Origin of the sequence: Ochrobactrum sp. C6C9, from assembly GCF_022627935.1 — a bacterium.
Classification (GTDB): Bacteria; Pseudomonadota; Alphaproteobacteria; order Rhizobiales; family Rhizobiaceae; genus Brucella; species Brucella teleogrylli.
The window spans coordinates 62,482-81,332 of the sequence record NZ_JABXGB010000022.1; the positions used below are offsets into that span (position 1 = coordinate 62,482).

Consider the following 18,851-nt stretch of genomic DNA (forward strand, 5'->3'; position numbering starts at 1 on the left):
CTGCCTATGAGTGTCGAGATCGGCCATTTTGCTCTGGTGCTGGCGCTAGCTCTGTCGATCGTTCAGTCGGTCGTGCCGGTGATCGGTGCCCGCCGACGCGACACGCAGCTCATGTCGGTGGCTGTGCCAACGGCGCTTGCGGTCTTCGCGCTTGTCGTTTTGTCCTCAGCGGTGCTGGTCCATGCCTATGTCGTGTCTGATTTCTCGGTCCTGAACGTTGTCGAAAACTCGCATTCGCAAAAGCCGCTCCTCTATAAGATCACCGGCGTCTGGGGAAATCATGAAGGCTCCATGCTGTTGTGGGTGTTCATCCTGACGCTTTTCAGCGCGCTGGTCGCGGCATTTTCCGGCAATCTGCCTGAAACATTGCGCGCCAATGTGCTGGCCGTGCAGGGCTGGATCGCGGTGGCTTTTCTGGCCTTCATCATCTTCACGTCGAACCCGTTCACGCGCATCCTTCCGGCGCCGATGGAAGGCGGCGATCTCAATCCGATCTTGCAGGATATCGGCCTCGCCATTCATCCGCCGCTACTTTATCTCGGCTATGTCGGTTTTTCTGTCTGCTTCTCCTTTGCTGTTGCCGCCCTTCTGGAAGGTCGTCTTGATGCAGCCTGGGCGCGCTGGGTGCGGCCGTGGACGCTGGTGGCTTGGGTGTTCCTAACCGGCGGCATCGCAATGGGTTCCTACTGGGCCTATTACGAGCTTGGCTGGGGCGGCTGGTGGTTTTGGGACCCGGTCGAAAACGCATCCTTCATGCCATGGCTGGTCGGCACCGCCTTGCTGCATTCCGCGCTGGTCATGGAAAAGCGTTCGGCGCTGAAAATCTGGACAGTCCTTCTGGCGATCCTGACCTTTTCGCTATCGCTGCTCGGAACCTTCCTCGTGCGTTCCGGCGTGCTGACCTCCGTGCATAGTTTCGCGACCGATCCGGGGCGCGGGCTTTTCATTCTGGCCATTCTCGCCATTTTCATCGGCGGTTCCCTGTCGCTTTTCGCGCTTCGCGTCCAGAGCCTCACGGCTGGCGGCATTTTCCATCCGATTTCGCGGGAAGGAGCGCTGGTCTTCAACAACCTTTTCCTGACGACTGCTGCGGCAACCGTTTTGATCGGGACGCTTTATCCGCTGCTGCTGGAAGTCATGACCGGCGAGAAGATTTCCGTCGGCGCGCCATTCTTCAACATGACCTTCGGTCCGCTGATGATCCCACTTCTGTTTGCGGTGCCGTTCGGGCCGCTTCTCGCCTGGAAACGCGGCGACCTTTACGGCGTTGCCCAGCGACTGATGACGGCTTTCGCCCTGGCGCTGGTTGTGGCCGGTATCGTGCTTTGGACCACATCGGCCAAATCGCTGCTGGCGGCTTGCGGCGTCGGTCTCGCCGCCTGGCTGATTTTCGGCAGCCTTACCGATCTGGTGCAGAAAGCCGGTATCGGCAAGGTTTCGGCAACGAAGGCTTGGGCGCGTTTCAAGGGACTGCCGCGCTCCGTTTTCGGAACGGCGCTGGCGCATATCGGTCTTGGCGTGACACTGCTCGGTATCGTCAGCGTGACGACCTTTGGCACTGAAAACGTGCTCATCATGCGTGCGGGCGATATGGTCAAGGTTCAGGACTACACGTTGCGTTTTGACGGGTTGCGGCCTTTGACGGGTCCGAATTTTACGGAAAATCGCGGTACGTTCACTTTGCTCGATTCCAGTGCGCGCGATCTTGGCCGGATAGAGCCATCCAAGCGCTTTTTCCCGGCACGCCAGATGCCGACGACCGAATCGGGCATTCGCACGCTCTGGTTCAGTCAGGTCTATGTGGCGCTGGGCGATGAGCCGGGCGACGGTTCGGTGGTCGTTCGTATCTGGTGGAAACCGCAGGTCACGCTCATTTGGTATGGCGCATTGGTTATGATGCTGGGCGGCCTGTTTTCGCTGGCCGACCGCCGCTTGCGCGTCGGCGCACCTGCCTCCAAGCGAAAGACCTCGTCGCAGGAAGCGGAGGCCGCAGCATGAAGATGCGCAACCTCTTTGCCACGTGTGCCCTTGCCGTTGCTCTGGCCATTCAGGGAACGGCGGCACTGGCCGTCAATCCGGATGAAGTTCTGCCCGACCCGGCGCTTGAAAAGCGCGCCCGCACCATATCCGGCGAGTTGCGCTGCATGGTGTGCCAGAACGAGTCCATCGATGATTCGAATGCCGAGCTTGCCCGCGATCTGCGCCTTCTCGTCCGTGACCGCCTGAAAGCAGGTGATACGGACGATCAGGTGATGGATTTTGTGGTTGCCCGTTATGGTGAGTTCGTGCTGTTGAAGCCGCGCCTGTCGGCCCGCACGGTTCTGCTCTGGGGATTTCCGGTCATGGTGCTTCTGATCGGCGCGGTGGCGCTCGTCTTCGCGTTTCGGGGGCGACGCAGGCTTGGCGAAGCGGCGCAGCCGCTTTCTGAGAGCGAAAAAGCTGAGCTTTCCCGACTTCTGAATAATAAATAATCCTCTATATTTATGAGCAAGTTTCTACCTTGCGCGCGCTCAACCTTACGAAACTTTCATGTTGCGGAAATTGAGCGGTAAGGTAGCTGTAGCTATCCTGCGCTCTATAAAGGATCTTCAGGGCCTCGTTTCCCGATGACGAGAACACGGGCCGATTACTGCTCGCAAGGAGAAATAGATGTCCAGAGCTAAGACTTCCCATTACCGCAAGAGCGTTGCAGCCGTTGCAGTTTGCGCTGCCCTTGCAGGCGCGTTTGTCGCGACTGGCCCGCTTGGCGCACTCAACGATGCCCGCGCGGAAGCCGTTCAGGTGACGCCGCCGCAACAGACTGTCGGCTTCGCGGATCTGGTGGCAAAGGTCCGTCCTGCCGTCGTCAGCGTCACCGTGAAGAAGAACGTTCAGGAAGCCGATAGCCGTGGCGGTCAGAATTTTGGTGCGCGCGGTTTCGACCAGCTGCCGGATGACCATCCGCTGAAGCGCTTCTTCCGTGATTTCGGCATGGAACCGCCGAGTGGCGATGCGCGTCCCGATGGTCGCCGTGGCCCCGGCAAGCGTCCGGGCCGTCCGGGTCATGAGCGCCCCTATGCACAGGGTTCCGGCTTCTTCATTTCTGAAGATGGCTATGTTGTCACCAACAATCACGTCGTTTCCGACGGTGACGCCTATACGGTCGTCATGGATGACGGCACCGAGCTCGACGCCAAGCTGATCGGCACCGACCCGCGCACCGACCTTGCCGTGCTGAAGGTTGACGATGCCAAGCGCAAGTTCACCTATGTCGCTTTCGGCGATGACAATCAGGTGCGCGTCGGCGATTGGGTTGTCGCTGTCGGCAATCCGTTCGGTCTCGGCGGCACGGTGACCTCGGGTATCGTTTCGGCCCGTGGCCGTGACATCGGCGCTGGTCCTTACGACGACTTCATCCAGATCGACGCGGCTGTGAACAAGGGCAACTCGGGTGGCCCGGCTTTCAACCTGTCCGGTCAGGTCGTCGGCATCAACACCGCCATCTTCTCGCCTTCGGGCGGCAGCGTCGGCATCGCCTTCGCAATCCCGTCGGGCACTGCAAAGCAGGTTGTCGATCAGCTCATCAAGAAGGGCTCGGTTGAACGCGGCTGGATTGGCGTGCAGATCCAGCCGGTGACGAAGGATATCGCTGCTTCGCTTGGTCTGGCCGAGGAAAAGGGCGCAATCGTCGCTGCACCGCAGAAGGATGGTCCCGCAGCCAAGGCTGGCATTCAGGCCGGTGACGTGATCACCGCCGTAAATGGGGAAACGGTACAGGATCCGCGTGATCTGGCCCGCAAGGTTGCCGGTATCAATCCGGGCGAAAAGGCAGCCCTCAGCGTCTGGCGCAAGAACAAGGCTGAAGAAATCAGCATCACCATCGAGGCGATGCCTAAGGATTTGAAGCAGGCTGGCGGTACGACGGATGAAGACAAGGGCGGCCAGCAGAGCGAAACGCTCGACAGCTACGGCCTGACCGTGACGCCTTCCGAAGATGGTGACGGCGTGGTGGTTACCGATGTCGATCCCGATAGCGATGCCGCCGACCGTGGCGTTCGCTCCGGCGATGTCATCGTCAGCGTCAACAACCAGACGGTGAAGAGCGCCAAAGACATCAACAACGCCATCAGCGAAGCCTCCAAGTCGGGTCGCAAGGCTGTGCTGCTGCAATTGCAGAGCAACGATCAGAGCCGCTTCGTGGCCTTGCCGATCGATCAGGGTTGATGACCGGTATCCGTAGCGACTTCTGAACAATCGATGCCAGGCGGGTAACTGCCTGGCATCGTCTTAGAGCGCGTTTCGATCTGATTGCATCAGATCTGCGCTCTAAGTTTTTGTTTACGCACCTCTTATCCGAAAACTGTCTTACACTTTTCGGGATGTGCTTTATCTCCGAATGTAATTTATAAGTGGCGCCATGAAAATTCTCGTTATTGAAGATGACCGCGAAGCTGCTCGTTATCTGGAGAAAGCTTTCAGCGAAGCCGGACATTCGGCAGATATTGCCGGTGACGGCGAGACCGGTTATGCGCTGGCGGAAAACGGCACTTATGACGTGCTGGTCGTGGACCGTATGCTGCCGAAGCGCGATGGACTGTCTGTCGTGGCGGGCCTGCGGGCCAAGGGCATGGAAACGCCGGTGCTAATTCTATCTGCGCTCGGCGAAGTCGATGACCGCGTAACGGGCCTGCGTGCTGGCGGTGATGACTATCTAACCAAGCCCTATGCATTTTCCGAGCTTCTGGCGCGCGTAGAAGTATTGCAGCGCCGTTCCAGCCCGCGTGAGGCGGACACGATCTATCGCGTCGGCGATCTCGAACTTGACCGGCTTGCGCATACGGCGCGCCGTCAGGATGTCGATATCACACTGCAACCGCGTGAATTCCGCCTTCTCGAATATCTCATGCGTCATGCCGGGCAGGTGGTGACCCGCACCATGCTGCTCGAAAACGTCTGGGATTATCATTTCGATCCCCAGACCAATGTGATCGACGTGCATATTTCGCGTCTGCGCTCCAAGATCGAAAAGGGCTTTGACGGCCCGCTGCTGCATACGGTGCGTGGCGCCGGTTACATGCTAAAGGCCGGGCGTGCCAAACAGACCGCCGCCAAGGTGGACTGATGGGTCGGTTTTCCGCGCTTATGCGCACCACGGCGGTGCGCCTGTCGGCTCTTTATCTGCTTCTCTTCGTGGTCGGGGCCGTCGCATTGGTCTTTTACATGACCAATCTGTCGGCTTCGATCCTCACCGCCCAGACGCAACAGGCGCTGGGCGAAGAGGTGGCCAGCATCGGCAAGAGCTATGCGCGCGGCGGTATTCCGCAGCTTGTGCGCAGCATCGATTATCGCTCGCGCCAGCCGGGCGCTTATCTCTATCTGGTCGCCGACCCAACGGGGCGCATTCTGGCGGGCAATGTCGAAAGCGTGGAACCCGGCGTGCTGGACACGGACGGCATTGTTGAGCGCGCCTTTGTCTACAAGCGCTATGGCGAACAGGGGGCAGAAAGCGATCATCGCGCCGTTGCCGTGGTAATTGCGCTGCCAAATGGCATGCGCCTGATGGTCGGGCGCGATCTTGGCGAGCCGGAGCGCTTCCGCGACATCATTCGCAGTTCACTCATGCTGGCGCTTGGCATTATGGGCGCGGGCGCGCTTTTGATCTGGCTCGTGGTCGGACGCCGCGCCTTGAAGCGCATCGATGACGTATCCAAAGCCTCGCAGCGTATCATGGATGGCGACCTGACCGGGCGTCTGCCGGTCAACGGCTCGGGCGATGAATTCGACCGGTTGTCGGGCAATCTCAATGTCATGCTCGGGCGCATATTGGAGTTGAATGAAGGGCTGAAGCAGGTTTCCGATAATATTGCTCACGATCTCAAGACGCCGCTGACCCGGCTGCGCAATCGCGCCGAGGAAGCACTGGCGGGCAAAAAGGCGGGGCCGGAATATCGGGAAGCTCTGGAAGATATCATTGGCGAATCGGATCAGTTGATCCGCACCTTCAACGCGATCCTGATGATTTCGCGTCTTGAGGCTGGTTATTCGACGGAAAACCTCGAAGACCTGCCGGTCGCGCCCATCGTGCGTGATGTGGCGGAGATGTACGAGCCGGTGGCGGAAGACGCGAATGGGAAGCTGACGCTTGGCGCTCTGGACGAGGTGGTGCTGCATATCAACCGCGAACTGGTGGGCCAGACAGTTTCGAACCTCGTGGACAATGCGATCAAATATGCCAGTTGCGAGGAACGCGAGGCAAATGTCTCGCTCGCCATGGAGCGCGATGCTAACTGGGTGCGGATCATCGTGGCCGATAATGGACCGGGCATCCCCGAGGAAAAACGCGAACAGGCGACAGAACGTTTCGTGCGTCTGGAGGAAAGCCGCACGCAACCGGGTTCCGGCCTCGGTTTGAGTCTTGCCAAGGCGGTCATGAAGTTGCACGGTGGCGCGCTTCGTCTTGAAAGCAACGAACCGGGACTGCGTGCTGTTCTGGAATTTCCGTTGCCGCAGGGCGAGGTGAAATAAGCATAATTCGATGAGGGGATCATGGCGGCTGACGATACAAAGGCACTGTTTTTCGAGAGAGACCTTTGTGCGCTGGTGCCGCTTGATCCTGATCGGGCGCGATCTTTCCTCGCCGATCTGATTGAACGGTCCCGCGAGGACGAACTGCCGAAAGTCGCCGCTCTGCTGGAAACGCAGAAAGCTTCGGCCTTCCTGTCAGCGGTACTCGATCTGTCGCCCTTCATTCGCGAAGCGCTGAACCGGCATCCATCTATTTTGACCCGGATCGTTTCTGCCTCGCCTGAAACTGCATTGCAGGACATTCTTGCGACGGTTTCCGTGTGCGGCATGGAGGAGGGCGCGAGCGAAGCTTCGCTTATGGCCGATCTGCGCCGCTTCAAACGCGAAGCGCATGTGCTGATCGCGCTTTGCGATCTGGCGCATATTTTCGACACCGAAGCCACCACCGGCTGGCTGACCGATCTGGCCGAGGCCTGCACCGGTGCTGCCGTGCGCTTTTTGCTGCGCGATGCGGATGCTGCGGGCAAGATCAAGCTGCCCGACAGGAACAAGCCCGACAAGGATTGCGGCTGGATCGTGCTGGGCATGGGCAAGTTCGGCGCCCGCGAGCTGAACTATTCCTCCGATATTGATCTGATTGTCTTCATCGACGAAACCAAACCGGCCATCGGCGATCCTTATGAATGCGTGGACACGTTTTCGCGTCTGACACGGCGTCTTGTCCGCATCCTTCAGGATCGCACGGCGGATGGCTATGTCTTCCGAGTTGATCTTCGCTTGCGTCCAGATCCGGGTTCGACGCCGCTTGCCATTCCCGTTGGCGCGGCGCTGCATTATTACGAAGGGCGCGGGCAGAACTGGGAGCGCGCCGCCATGATCAAGGCGCGGCCCGTCGCCGGTGATCGCGCGTCCGGTCGTCAGGTGTTGGCTGAACTCTCCCCTTATGTCTGGCGCAAATATCTCGATTATGCGGCGATTGCCGACGTTCATTCGATCAAGCGGCAAATCCACGCCCATAAGGGCCATGGCGACATTGCCGTTCGCGGACACAATGTGAAGCTCGGTCGCGGTGGTATCCGCGAGATCGAGTTTTTCGTCCAGACCCAGCAATTGATTGCTGGCGGGCGCTTCCCCGAATTGCGCGGCAATCAGACTGTGCCGATGCTCGGTCAACTGGCGGAGCGCGGCTGGATCACGGAAAAAGCGCGTGATGCGCTGGCCAAGGAATATTATTTCCTGCGCGATGTGGAACACCGCATCCAGATGATTGCCGACGAGCAGACCCATATTCTTCCTGAAGACGACGAAGGCTTTGCCCGTGTCGCCCATATGATGGGCTATGCTGATCCGTCAGAGTTTTCCGATGTTTTCCTCGAAGCGCTCAAGATCGTTGAAAAGCACTATGCGGCCCTGTTCGAACAGGCGCCGGAACTGGGCACCTCGACCGGCAATCTCGTCTTCACCGGCGATGTGGATGATCCGGGTACGCTGGAGACGCTCGCCGCCATGGGCTATGAGCGCCCGAGCGACATCTGCCGTGTCATCCGTACCTGGCATTTCGGACGCTATCGCGCCACGCAGTCAGCGGAAGCGCGCGAGCGCCTGACCGAACTGACGCCAGCGCTCCTCAAAGCCTTCGCCGAGACTAAGCGCGCCGACGAGTCGTTGTTGCGGTTCGACAGTTTCCTGCAAGGTCTGCCTGCGGGCATCCAGCTTTTCAGCCTGCTGCAATCCAATCCGCGCCTGCTCAATCTGCTTGTGATGATCATGAGCGCCGCGCCACGGCTGGCCGAAATCATCACCCGCAATCCGCATGTTTTCGACGGACTGCTCGACCCGGCAATCTTTTCAGAAATGCCGACCCGCTCCTATCTTGAAGAACGGCTGCGCGTCTTTCTCGGTGCTGCGACCGACTATGAGGAAGTGCTGGACCGGCTGCGCATCTTCGCCGCCGAACACCGTTTCCTGATCGGCATTCGCCTGCTGACAAGCGCGATTGACGGCGTGCGCGCCGGGCGCGCTTTTTCCGATCTGGCCGAGCTGATGATCGGCAAAGCATTCGAGGCCGTGGAGGCCGAATTGCAGCGTCGCCACGGCAAGGTCAAAGGCGCGAAATCCGCACTGCTCGCCATGGGCAAGCTTGGCAGTCGTGAACTGACGGCGGGTTCCGATGTTGATTTGATCTTGCTCTACGATCATGACACGGATGCTGATGAATCGGACGGTGAAAAGCCGCTCGCCCCGTCGCAATATTATATCCGCCTGACGCAACGCCTGATCGCCGCGCTGTCTGCGCCGACAGCGGAGGGCGTGCTCTATGAAGTCGACATGCGGTTGCGCCCTTCGGGCAACAAGGGACCTGTTGCAACGCATATTGAATCCTTCGGCAAGTATCAACGCACTGAAGCCTGGACCTGGGAGCATATGGCGCTCACGCGCGCGCGCCCGATCCACGGCGACGAGGATTTTATTGCGCATATCACGGCGGAAATCGACGAGGTGCTATCAACGCCGCGTGACGTGAAGAAGATTGCCAAGGATGTGCGCGAAATGCGCGACCTGATCTATCAGGAAAAACCACCGCGCGACGATTGGGATTTCAAGCTGAAACCGGGCGGCATTGTCGATCTGGAATTCATCGCCCAGTTTGCGGCGCTGGTCGGCAAGGTGACGAAGAAGCCGCGTCCGCTTGGAACGGAGGAAGTTCTGGCGTCGCTCGACCCGGCCTATGCGGAACCAGCCCTTGCCGACAGTCTGGTTGAAGCACACCGGCTTTACACCAATCTGAGCCAGACCATTCGCCTGTGTCTCGGCGGCGATGCCCCGCGCGACGAGTTCATTCCGGGCATGATCGATCTTCTGTGCCGCGCCGCCGATATGCCCGACATCAAGCGTGTCGAACATCATCTGACCGAACTAGCGAAGGAAGTGCGTGCGAGCTTTGAGAAGCTCGTTAGCGTCTAAATTTACGCCGCGTGGATCGCGGTGCTGTGCCCGCTGATCTGAACCGCCTTGCGGTCGGGTATGCTGACCGCAACCACCGTGCCGACACCCTCTGTCGAGCGGATGCGCAGCCAGCCGCCATGCAGTTCCGCCAGCGAGCGGGTGATGGCGAGCCCGAGGCCGGAGCCGCTATGGCTCTTGGTGAACTGGTTTTCCACCTGTTCAAACGGCTGGCCGATCTTCTTCAATGCCGATTTCGGAATGCCGACGCCCGTGTCCTGAATGGTCATGAACAATGCCGATCCGGCCTTGCGGGCGCGCACTGTGATGTGCCCGTTATGGGACGTGAACTTGACCGCGTTGGACAGAAGATTGATCAGCACCTGCTTGACCGCGCGGCGGTCGGCATAAAGCTGCATCGCATCTTCGATGCGGGTCTCGACCGTGATGTTCTTCTCATCAGCCTGCAATGAAATCATGCGCACCGTCTCATTGATGAGCGGGCAAAGATCGATCTGCTCGCGGTCGAGCGAGAAATGACCGGCTTCGATCTTCGACATATCGAGAATGTCGTTGATGACATTCAGCAGGAAGTTACCGCTGGTGTGAATATCGTTGATATATTCCTCGTAGCGGTCGGAGCCGAGGGGCCCGAAGGTGCCCGCCTGGATCATCTCCGAAAAGCCGATGATCGCATTGAGTGGCGTGCGCAGCTCATGGGACATATTGGCGAGGAATTCCGACTTGGCGCGGTTGGCGGCTTCGGCGCGTTCCTTTTCCTGACCGTATTTGCGGGCCAGTTCCGACAATTCGCGCACACGGTCGCGCTCGCCTTTGCGGGCAATGGACAGATCGTGGATCGTTGCCATGAGGCGACGTTCGCTGTCCACCAAACGTTCCTGATGCAGCTTGAGCTGGGTAATGTCGGTGCCGATGGAAACGAGGCCGCCATCCTGCGTGCGGCGTTCGTTGACCTGTAGCCAGCGGCCATCGCTGAGCTGGCGTTCAAAGGTCTGACCGCCTGCGCGATTGTGTTCGTTGGCCATGCGGCGTTCGAAGGTGAACGGGCGCGTATGGGCGTCGACTTCATTGCGCGGCACGCCTGGCTTCAGCGTCCAGACTGGCAGACCCGCATATTCGCTGAACTTGGAATTCGCCATCACCAGACGGTTGTTGGAATCCCAGAGAATGAAGGCTTCCGAAATATTCTCGATGGCTTCGCGGATACGCATATCCGCTTCCGCTGTCGCTTCCGCAAAGCGGTGCTGTTCGCTGACGTCGAAGGCGATGCCGACCAGATGCAGGTCGCCCTCGGCGGCAATATCGGCACGCACACGCATCCACACCCACGACCCGTCCGCATGGCGCATGCGGAACACGCGGTCGACATGTGAGAAGTCTCCAGCGGCGGCTTGCTCAGCAAGAGAATAAAGGTCGCCGTCTTCAGGATTGATGATCGCAGCGACATCGCCAAAGGGCAGAACCGCGTCCTGCGCTTCATAGCCCAGCATTTCATACATGGAATGCGACCAGTAGATGCGCCCGCGCGCCATGTCCCAATCCCAGAGGCCGCAGCGTCCGCGCGCCATGGCCAGATCAATCCGGCGCTGGATCTGGTTGGACAGATCGTCGGCTTCGCGAGCGCGCGCTGCCTGACTGAAATAGGCGTAGAGAATGGCGAACATGACGCCGGTGGTGCCTGCAAAGAGCGTGACGTTGAGCGACACGGCGCGACGCCATTCGGCAAAGATCGTATTCTCGGCTTCAGTCGCAATGATGGAGTAGGGCGCGGTCAGCGGCTTGGACAAGGCGCCATAGGCGGCTTCGCCCTGCAACATCACTTTCAATACGCCTGCGCGCTCGGCAAAGAGGAACATTGGTTGCGCTTCCGTCAGGATCGTATCGATCGGCTTCCCGGTCAAATCGGAGAGCGGACCGGATGCTGCGACCACCAACGACTGACCGTCCAGGACGGCAACCGTCATGCCGGGCGAGGAGAGGCCGCGCGAGCGAAACTCGGCAATCGTGTCCTGAAGGTCTTTGGCGGAAATCTGCGCGCCTGCCGTGGTGCCGTTCGCCACGCGCTCGATCATTTGCGCGAGATTGGCGGTCGCCGCCGACAGCGAAGCCTTGTGCTGCTGTTCGATATCGTCATGCCAGGCCAGCATGGAGAACACGCGGGCGACACCCAAAATGACGAGGAAGATGATGATCAGCGCGGGAACGAGGCGGCGCAGAATGGGTTCCATCGAGATAAACTTGCCATAGGCCGGACCCGCGAGAAGACGGACATGGCCAGAGACCTTGCCTTTCCTTCTCTTCCGACCGGATTCGCAATGCGTCCCCGCCGGCGCGCCATACGCGTCGGTGCTCGCCATCTGATGGTCCCTCGTGAAATGCCTGCGAGTGAAGTGATTCGGAATACGCCACCTCCGAATGCATTCAATGAATCAAAAGTGATTCGCGCTGTCCAGCGATTTCGTTAACGAGACGTAAAAAAGCCGGTTTGCTACTGCTGATTTTCTTATGAATCTCAAGCTCTTAACTGGAATCAGTTCGTCAGCTGACGCGCTTAAATCCATGAAAAGACTCATGAAAAACATGCTCGCTCCGAAAGCTTGTCAGACAAGCACTGGCGGGCATAGCTGTTCACCCTGCCAGCCGCGACGAGGCGGCGGGCAGGGGCGAATCATGCTGTTTCGATTGTCGCCAGCGAATCAGGCGAGAGTGCGGTCCACGATGTCGCGCAGGTCGGTGGAAAGCTTCGCCGTACCCGATATGCGGGCAAGAGCGGCACGGGCGTGTTCGCGCCGCGTTTCTTCGAGCGACCGCCACGAACGCATCGAGGTCAAAAGCCGCGCCGAGAGCTGCGGGTTTTCGGGATCGATGGCGAGGATCGTGTCGGCGAAGAACGCATAGGCCGCGCCGTCCTTGCGGTTGAAACCGGTCGGATTCGACGCCGAGAACGAGCCGATCAGCGAGCGCACCCGATTGGGATTGTCGAGCGAGAACAGGCGATGGACGGCAAGCTTGCGCACCGTTTTCAGCGCATGGTCGCCGGGTCGGGTTGCCTGAACATTGAACCATTTGTCCATGACAAGGCCGTCGCCGCCGAAACGCTGTTCAAAGCCGGACAGGGCTTCCTGTGCTTCATCCGTATCGCCGAAGCGATGGACGAGAATGGTAAGTGCCGCGAAGCGGTCGGTCATGTTGTCGGCTCTCGCATATTGCAGGGCGGCACGACGCTGGTTCTGCTCATGGCGACTCAGATAATCGAGCAGCGCATTGCGCAAGGAACGCTTGCCTGCGGCTTCCGCATCGGGCGTGAACGCGCCGGTCTGCTTGAGACCGTCGTAAAGTTTCGCGAAATCGGTCGCATAGGCCGATGCAATCGCGGCGATCAAATGGTCACGGCTGGCAAGGATAGCGTCGGGATCGACATTGTCACCCATTTCACGCGCCACGTCGCTTTCGCTTGGAAGCGTCAGGCAGAGTGCGCGGAACGCCGGGTCGAGCGTTTCGTCGGACGCGACGCGACCGACCAGTTCAACCACCTTGGCATTCAGCTCCGGCTGATAACCGCCGCGAACGCGCTTTGCGCCGTCGAGCAGGGCGCGGGTGAGAATGCTGGTCATGGCCTGCCAGCGCGCAACCGGATCGCTGTCGTTCAGCGCCAGAAATGTCAGGTCTTCCTCGGAGAGTGGTGAAGTGAGATTGACCGGCGCGGAAAAGCCGCGCAGCAGCGAGGGAACCGGGCGCGCCTTGATGCCTTGGAAAACAATGGTTTCAGACGCATGGTGCAGATGGATGACATGGTCATGCACGTCGCCACCTTCCACGGAAGTGGGCTCCATATCCTTGCCGTCTGGCCCAATAAGGCCGAACGCGATTGGGATATGCATCGGCTTTTTCACCGGCTGGCCGGGTGTCGCTGCCAGCGCTTGTTTCAAACGGATGGTGAAGGTTTCAGCCGCCGCATCATAATCGAAATCCGCTTCCACGCGCGGGGTGCCTGCCTGATCGTACCAGAGCGCGAATTGCGCAAAGTCTTGTCCGGAAACGTCGGCGAAAACCTTGATGAAATCTTCGATGGTGGCGGCATCGCCGTCATGGCGCTCGAAATAGAGGTCCATGCCCTTGCGGAACAGGTCCGGCCCGATGATCGTGCGGATCATGCGCACGACTTCCGAGCCTTTTTCATAGACCGTCGCCGTATAGAAATTATTGATCTCGCGGTATTCGCGCGGGCGCACCGGATGGGCGAGGGGGCCGCCATCTTCCGGGAACTGCTGCGCCTTCAGGATCTTCACCTCGGCGATGCGCTTTACGGGGCGGGAGCGCTGGTCGGCAGAGAATTCGTGATCGCGATAGACGGTCAGCCCTTCCTTGAGGCAGAGCTGGAACCAGTCGCGGCAGGTGATGCGATTGCCGGTCCAGTTGTGGAAATACTCATGCGCGATGACGGCCTCAATACCGGCATAATCCACATCGGTTGCGGTTTCCGGGTCGGCCAGCACATATTTGTCGTTGAAGACATTGAGGCCCTTGTTTTCCATCGCGCCCATATTGAAATCCGACACGGCGACAATGTTGAAAACATCGAGATCATATTCGCGCCCGAACTTTTCCTCGTCCCATTGCATGGAGCGCTTCAGCGCATCCATGGCGTAAAGCGCGCGCTTCTCCTTGCCATGCTCGACATAGATGGCGAGATCAACCGGACGTCCCGAAGCGGTGGTGAAATGATCCTTCACGACGCCGAGCGAGCCGGCAACGAGAGCGAAGAGATAGGACGGTTTCGGATGCGGATCGTGCCACACTGCAAAGTGCCGGTCGGCATTGCCTGCCGTCGCGCTGTTTTCAACGGGGTTGCCATTGGCGAGCAGGATCGGCGCGGCTGCGCGGTCGGCTTCGATGCGCACCGTATAGACGGAAAGCACGTCGGGCCGGTCATAATAATAGGTGATGCGGCGAAAGCCTTCCGCTTCGCATTGCGTGCAATAGACGCTGCTGGAGCGATAAAGCCCTGACAGCTGGCGGTTGGTCGACGGGTTGACGGCGGTGACGATTTCCAGCGTGAAACGCTCGCCTTCCGGCAAATCGCTGATGGTCAGGATATCTGGCGTCGCGGCATAGCTGTTATCAGCAAGCGGCGTGCCGTTGATGGCGATGCTGACGAGCTTCAGTTCGTCGCCGTCGAGGACCAGCGGTGTGCCGGGCGCGGTGCCCGGGCGGCGCTCGATGGTCAACTCGGCGCGGACAATGGTGTTTTCCGGCTCCAGCGTGAAGTCGAGTTTAGTTTCCGGTATCGCGTAAGGCGTCGGGCGGTAATCTTCGAGACGAAATGTCTGGCCGGTTTCTGTACGCATTGCGGAACTCTTTCTGTGGACTTCAGAGCATTTCCAGCAAAAGTGCGAAGCGGTTTTGCGTTCGGAAATGCGTAAACACAAATGGATAGAGCGGTTCCGACGATTCCGTCTAAACAGGAAGCGCTCTCATGCTGGATTCGTACCCGGCTTTTGCGCAAACGACAAGAAAAGCGCTTGCGTCAATTTAGTTTCGCGATCACGCCAAGTCCGGGTGGCGGTTCTCTGCAAACAAGCTTAAGAAATCAATGTGGTCATAATATTCAGGCCACGCTTTTTACGCGGTACGCTTGGGGAATTGCATCGTGAACGCTCGTGCGAGTGCACCTGTTGAGGCGGCAGGGTTGAACTCGAATCCGATGCTCGGCATCGGCCTCAAGATTGCTTCCGTTGCCGTTTTCGTCGGCATGTCCACCATGCTCAAGGCCGCTGACGGCGTGCCGCTTGGGCAGCTGATTTTCTTCCGATCCTTTTTTGCGGTGATTGCCGTTCTGCTCTATCTGCAATGGCGGGGGCAGCTTTCCGGCGCGTTTCGGACGCAGCACGGTTTCAGTCATTTCTGGCGTGGGCTGGTCGGCGTCTGTTCCATGACGATGAGTTTCTTTGCGCTGATGAAACTACCGCTGCCCGAAGCAATCGCCATCAATTATGCCTCGCCGCTGATCACGGTGATTCTCGGCGCGGTCATCCTGCATGAAGTCGTGCGGTTCTATCGCTGGAGCGCGGTTCTGGTTGGCCTGTTCGGCGTGCTGGTGATTATCTGGCCGCGAATGACGCTGTTTTCGCAAGGCAATGTCGGGCAGGACGAGGCGATTGGAGCGCTATCCGCATTGGGCGCAGCTTTCACCTCCGCCATCGCCATGCTGCTGGTGCGGCGTCTGGTGCAGACAGAACGCACGGCAACAATCGTGATCTATTTTTCGCTATCGGCAAGCGTCATTGCGCTGGCCAGCCTGCCCTTCGGCTGGGTCGTGCCGAGCTGGACACAGCTGGCGCTGCTTGTCGGTGCGGGATTTGCGGGCGGTATCGCGCAGATTTTGCTCACCGAATGCTACCGTCATGCGCCGATGTCTACCATCGCGCCCTTTGAATATACGTCGATGCTGCTTGGCCTGTTGATCGGCTTCCTGCTCTTCGGTGATGTGCCGACCATGGAAATGCTGGTCGGCAGCGTCATTGTGATGGCAGCGGGCGGGTTCATCATCTATCGCGAACACAAGCTCGCGCTCGAACCGCATAAGGTCAACGCGCCGCAAGGCCAGTAAAGATCAGTTCGTCGTTTCCTGTGGCCCTTCGGAACGCGGGTCGAGCTGCATGGTTTCCGGCGTGGACTGGCCGTCCGGTGTGTGGAACTTGTATTCGGTTTTCTGCTCGCTGATCGCGGGGCGCTGAAGCCTGCGAATGCGCCAGAAGGCGTGCAGGCCATAAACGCCAAAGGCGATGGCCATGGTTACGAAGAAGCCGGAAGGGCCGATGGCATCCATCAGCGGGCCGGAAAGTGCGGGTCCGATCACACTGCCCACACCATAGATGATCAGCAGTCCACCGGAGATTTTGACGAATTCGCTGGCGTCGGCATAGTCATTCGCGTGCGCGACATTAAGGCTGTAGATCGGATAGATCACCGAGCCGAACAGGAACATCATCGCATAGATTGCATAAGGCGCGGTCGGGTGGAACAGCACCATGACCAGCGACAATGCGAAGCCGATAAGCCCGGCCAGAACCATGACATAGCGCCGGTCCACGAAGTCAGAAGCGCGACCGAGCGGATATTGGAAAATGGCACCGCCGATCATTGCGGAGGCCAGCATGGTCGCAATGCCGAAGGTCGAAAGACCGTTCATCTCGCCATAGATCGCGGCAAGAAAGTTCCACGTACCGGCGACGATACCGGCGATCAGCGAGCCGATGGCTGCGGCGGGTGAGCGGCGGTAAAGCCCCTTGATGTCGAGCGACACTTGCGTCAGCGGGTTCGGCGATTGGGCACTGGACAAGGCCGTTGGCAGCAGGGCGCTGGCATAGATGATCGCGCAGACGATGAACAGCGTCTGCGTCATCGCATCGCCGAAGGGCAGGATATACTGTCCGCACATAAGCCCGAGCATAGTGATGATCATATAGATCGAGAAAATGCGCCCGCGCGATTCATTGGTCACGCGCTCGTTCAGCCAGCTTTCGATAATCATGTAGCTGCCTGCGAGCGAGAAGCCCGCGACACCACGAAAGATCATCCAGGCCGCCGGGCTGACCACAAGCGCATGAAACAACAGCGCCATCGACAGCAAGGTCAACAAAGCGGAAAACACGCGCACATGGCCGACGCGGCGCACCAGATGCGGCACGACGATGCAGCCGATGGTGAAGGCCAGCGAATAGCTTGTTCCCATCCAGCCAATGGTGGTTGTGGACCAGCCTTCCATTCCGCCGCGTAGCGGCAGAAGAATACCCGCGAGGCCACCGGCAAGCAGCATCAGGAACGTGCTTGCAAGCAGGGCGGCGATGGGCAGGAGCTGGCCAGCCATGAAATACTCCGAAACGAAGAGTCTGGATTTTAAAACTACTTGTCGCCGTCAGGCGCTTTGGCAAGCGGCGAAATAGAACAAGTTTGCGGCATGGTGGTGACAAGCATTGCTCTCGTGCGAGAGGCGATGACACCGAAAGGCCGAAATATCAATTGCGTAATTCGTCTAGTTTCAACTTCACGGACAGAAAATCACGCCAGGCAAAACGCTTCTGTGCCGGTGTGCGCAGAAGATAGGCCGGGTGCAATGTCGGCAGCACAGGAATTTCCATGCCGGATGGCGTGCGGTGGATTTTCCAGTTGCCGCGAAGCCGCAATATGCCTTCGGTTGCTCCGGTCAGCGCCTTGCCAGCCGGACCGCCGAGTGCGACCAGTATTTTCGGCGCGGCAAGCTCGATCTGCCGTTCGATGAACGGGCGGCAAAGCTCGGTTTCCAGCGGCGTCGGCGTGCGATTGCCCGGCGGGCGCCAGGGGATCGTATTGGCGATATAAACGCTCTCGCGCTTCAGACCGATGGATTCGATCATCCGGTTGAGAAGCTGGCCCGATTTGCCGACGAAAGGCAGCCCTTCCATATCCTCATCCCGTCCCGGCGCTTCGCCGATGAACATGATGTCGGAGGAAGGATCGCCATCGGCAAAGCAAAGGTTCTTCGCGGTGAATTTCAAATTGCAGCCGTCAAAGGCCGCAAGCTTCTCGCGCAGTTCGTCCAATGTCGCGGCTTGTGCCGCGGCCTCCCGGGCCAGAGCGATCTGGGCCGTATCGGGCACGTCGGCTGCGGCCTGAACAGGCCTGCTTTCCGGCGAAGGCGTTGCGGCGGCCGAGGGTTGCTGCCAGTTTTGCGAACGGCTTTGCTGGTTGGGCTGCTGCTGTGGCGGGCGAGGGCGCTCTGTGGCCTGCATGTCCGGTCGTGGCGCGGCAGGCGCACGCTGCGGTTCGGCAAAGCGGTCAATCGGCGTTTCCGAGAGCGGCATGTCAACGCCCGCTTCCGCATAGAAGCGGAGCAAGCCTTCCATATCCAGTATCTCGCGGCCATCAGTCATTTTGTACCTCAATAGATGAGGTGGCGAATTTTGACCGCGAATGCAAGAGCGCGCCGCGCTTTTCGCCATCAAACCGCCGACTAACACTACAGTTGCATTCTTCGTGATGCCGGTCTGCAACGAGCAATTTCCTGTGCTCCGGTGCTCACGTACCCAATAGTACGCTCCGCTCCGGTGCTCGAAAATCACTCGTTTCGCCACGGCCTGACGAATTTGCAACTGTAGTGCTAACCACCGGAAGCTTGCCGGAGAGGTGAAAACCAGCCCGGTCGCGACAAAAAATCCGGCGCTCTGATTTTAAACAATCGAAATTGACGTTTACGTTAAAGTAAATATGATTAAACGCAGTCAGACGCTGATTTTGGACAATTGGACGCATTTGCGACAGGGACTAACTCTGTAAGAGGTTAAGGCGAATGACGGGAACAGGTAAATCCAATCGGATGCCAATCATTACTGGCCAATGCGCTG

Annotated in this window: 11 protein-coding genes; 7 read left to right on the forward strand and 4 right to left on the reverse strand. The window is 59.0% G+C overall.

From position 1 onward, the window contains the following. Window positions 1–6 precede the first annotated feature (6 nt). The 6 genes from HWD97_RS17290 to HWD97_RS17315 all read left to right on the forward strand — a co-directional run bounded on the left by HWD97_RS17290 (window position 7) and on the right by HWD97_RS17315 (window position 9,468). The gene (locus HWD97_RS17290; RefSeq protein ID WP_371835312.1) at window positions 7–1,998 is read left to right on the forward strand and encodes a heme lyase CcmF/NrfE family subunit; all 1,992 of its coding nucleotides are present in this window, start codon (window positions 7–9) and stop codon (window positions 1,996–1,998) included. After that, the gene (locus HWD97_RS17295; RefSeq protein WP_124915580.1) at window positions 1,995–2,471 is read left to right on the forward strand and encodes a cytochrome c-type biogenesis protein; all 477 of its coding nucleotides are present in this window, start codon (window positions 1,995–1,997) and stop codon (window positions 2,469–2,471) included. The genes HWD97_RS17290 and HWD97_RS17295 overlap by 4 nt, the downstream gene beginning before the upstream one ends. A 178-nt stretch (window positions 2,472–2,649) precedes the next feature. Beyond that, window positions 2,650–4,203, forward strand: coding sequence for a Do family serine endopeptidase (locus HWD97_RS17300; RefSeq protein WP_171318959.1), 1,554 nt, complete (start codon window positions 2,650–2,652; stop codon window positions 4,201–4,203). A 193-nt stretch (window positions 4,204–4,396) separates the two neighbouring features. After that, window positions 4,397–5,101 (forward strand): response regulator transcription factor, encoded by a 705-nt coding sequence (locus HWD97_RS17305; protein WP_109368612.1) that lies wholly within the window; start codon window positions 4,397–4,399, stop codon window positions 5,099–5,101. Next, entirely contained in the window at window positions 5,098–6,504 is a 1,407-nt protein-coding gene (locus HWD97_RS17310) for a HAMP domain-containing sensor histidine kinase (protein WP_171318999.1), read from the forward strand. The genes HWD97_RS17305 and HWD97_RS17310 overlap by 4 nt, the downstream gene beginning before the upstream one ends. Window positions 6,505–6,525: 21 nt before the next feature. Continuing rightward, window positions 6,526–9,468, forward strand: coding sequence for a bifunctional [glutamine synthetase] adenylyltransferase/[glutamine synthetase]-adenylyl-L-tyrosine phosphorylase (locus HWD97_RS17315; protein WP_371835313.1), 2,943 nt, complete (start codon window positions 6,526–6,528; stop codon window positions 9,466–9,468). Window positions 9,469–9,470: 2 nt separating this feature from the next. Here HWD97_RS17315 and HWD97_RS17320 read toward each other — a convergent pair whose 3' ends face one another. Then, window positions 9,471–11,825 carry a PAS domain-containing sensor histidine kinase gene (locus tag HWD97_RS17320; protein WP_371835314.1) on the reverse strand — a complete coding sequence of 785 codons (2,355 nt, stop codon included), beginning with the start codon at window positions 11,823–11,825 and terminating at the stop codon, window positions 9,471–9,473. A 339-nt stretch (window positions 11,826–12,164) separates the two neighbouring features. Then, window positions 12,165–14,816, reverse strand: coding sequence for an aminopeptidase N (gene pepN / locus HWD97_RS17325; protein ID WP_371835315.1), 2,652 nt, complete (start codon window positions 14,814–14,816; stop codon window positions 12,165–12,167). Window positions 14,817–15,172: 356 nt separating this feature from the next. Between pepN and HWD97_RS17330 the strand changes: the two genes are divergently transcribed. After that, a complete protein-coding gene (locus HWD97_RS17330; protein WP_210261577.1) occupies window positions 15,173–16,078 on the forward strand; it encodes a DMT family transporter in 906 nt (301 codons plus the stop codon). Window positions 16,079–16,081: 3 nt separating this feature from the next. On the opposite strand, the gene HWD97_RS17335 is transcribed toward HWD97_RS17330, so the two are convergent. Together HWD97_RS17335 and HWD97_RS17340 are read right to left on the reverse strand one after the other, a co-directional pair. Next, window positions 16,082–17,338, reverse strand: a complete 1,257-nt coding sequence (locus HWD97_RS17335) for an MFS transporter (RefSeq protein WP_109368618.1) — start codon at window positions 17,336–17,338, stop codon at window positions 16,082–16,084. A gap of 148 nt (window positions 17,339–17,486) precedes the next feature. After that, the gene (locus tag HWD97_RS17340) at window positions 17,487–18,380 is read right to left on the reverse strand and encodes a uracil-DNA glycosylase family protein (RefSeq protein WP_109368619.1); all 894 of its coding nucleotides are present in this window, start codon (window positions 18,378–18,380) and stop codon (window positions 17,487–17,489) included. Between the last annotated feature and the right edge of the window lie 471 nt (window positions 18,381–18,851).

Coding starts and splice junctions, on each gene's coding strand:
- HWD97_RS17290 (WP_371835312.1), top strand. CDS start 7: ATGAGTGTCGAGATCGGCCATTTTGCTCTGGTGCTGGCGCTAGCTCTG.
- HWD97_RS17295 (WP_124915580.1), top strand. CDS start 1,995: ATGAAGATGCGCAACCTCTTTGCCACGTGTGCCCTTGCCGTTGCTCTG.
- HWD97_RS17300 (WP_171318959.1), top strand. CDS start 2,650: ATGTCCAGAGCTAAGACTTCCCATTACCGCAAGAGCGTTGCAGCCGTT.
- HWD97_RS17305 (WP_109368612.1), top strand. CDS start 4,397: ATGAAAATTCTCGTTATTGAAGATGACCGCGAAGCTGCTCGTTATCTG.
- HWD97_RS17315 (WP_371835313.1), top strand. CDS start 6,526: ATGGCGGCTGACGATACAAAGGCACTGTTTTTCGAGAGAGACCTTTGT.
- HWD97_RS17320 (WP_371835314.1), bottom strand. CDS start 11,825: ATGGCGAGCACCGACGCGTATGGCGCGCCGGCGGGGACGCATTGCGAA.
- pepN (WP_371835315.1), bottom strand. CDS start 14,816: ATGCGTACAGAAACCGGCCAGACATTTCGTCTCGAAGATTACCGCCCG.
- HWD97_RS17330 (WP_210261577.1), top strand. CDS start 15,173: ATGCTCGGCATCGGCCTCAAGATTGCTTCCGTTGCCGTTTTCGTCGGC.
- HWD97_RS17335 (WP_109368618.1), bottom strand. CDS start 17,338: ATGGCTGGCCAGCTCCTGCCCATCGCCGCCCTGCTTGCAAGCACGTTC.
- HWD97_RS17340 (WP_109368619.1), bottom strand. CDS start 18,380: ATGACTGATGGCCGCGAGATACTGGATATGGAAGGCTTGCTCCGCTTC.